This window comes from Streptomyces sp. NPDC028331 (assembly GCF_055565775.1).
Window position 1 is genome coordinate 1 of sequence record NZ_JBVHTR010000059.1, and the last position, 1,051, is coordinate 1,051.

The 1,051-nt window shown below is 64.8% G+C and carries 1 protein-coding gene; it reads right to left on the minus strand.

Annotation, left to right across the window (positions count from 1 at the left end; translation table 11 throughout):
* Window positions 1-101 precede the first annotated feature (101 nt).
* Window positions 102-919 (minus strand): IS5 family transposase gene (locus ACZ4SW_RS37055; RefSeq protein WP_468253489.1). Its coding sequence is split into 2 segments (ribosomal slippage): window positions 102-571 and window positions 571-919, totalling 819 coding nucleotides; the frame shifts between segments, so codons are not numbered across the junction.
* Between the last annotated feature and the right edge of the window lie 132 nt (window positions 920-1,051).

Sequence of the window (1,051 nt, forward strand, 5' to 3'; positions counted from 1 at the left end):
TCCACGGCCGCGACTGACGCTTCCCCACGACCACACCAACGAGTGGACAAGCCGACAGTCACGTGATCAACGACTTCTGTTAGGGCCAGTTAGACCGTGTCCTACGTGGTGAGGCGGACGAGTCGCTTGTAGCAGCACAGGGCGGCGGCGAGTCCGAGAAAGGCCAGGTAGTTGCGGGGGTTGCGCTCGTAGCGGGGGCTGAGGCGGCGGTAGCCGGACAGCCAGGACATGGTGCGCTCGATGACCCAGCGGCGTCGCCCTAATCGTTCACTGGACTCGATGCCTTTGCGGGCGATACGCACTCCGATGCGCTTCCACCGTAGCCATCTGCGCAGGTCGGCCCGGTCGTAGGCTTTGTCCGCATGCAGGCGCTGAGGCTTGAAGTACCGGCCCCTGTGAGGGTCGTGTCTCGTTTGGTGACCCTCGACCATGGGCTTCAGCCCTTCGCTGTCGTGGGTGTTTCCAGCCGAGACGCCGACGAGGAGGGGCAGCCCGTTCGCGTCCGACAGGACGTGCATCTTGGAACCCGGCTTGCCCCGGTCCACGGGACTCGGACCTGTGTGTTCGCCCCTTTTTTAGCCCTGACGTGGGCGGTGTCGAGGACGACGCGGGTGACGTCGAGGAGGCCGGCGTCGTCGAGTTCGTGCAGCACGGCCTCGTGCAGGCGGCCCCAGACGCCGGCTCTCGACCAGATCAGGAACCGCCGGTGGGCGGTCGACTTCGAGATGCCGAAGCAGGGTGGCAGAGCACGCCATGCGCAGCCGCTGACCAGGACGTAGATGATGGCCGCGAACAGCGTCTCATCAGGCGTGTCCTGCGTTCCACCGCCTTGCGGACGCACCCGTGACGGGGGGATCAGCGGCTTCGCGATCTCCCACAGGCCGTCCGGAACTATCCAACTCCATGTACCCCGCCCCATGAACGGACCAACGACCGCCTCACCACGTAGGACACGGTCTAAGTGAGCGTTTGGTTCTCGGTTGTCTGTTTCATTTGGCTTAGCTGTCACGCCAGTTGGTGGTGGCTTCGTGGGTGAGGCGGCGGGTCATGA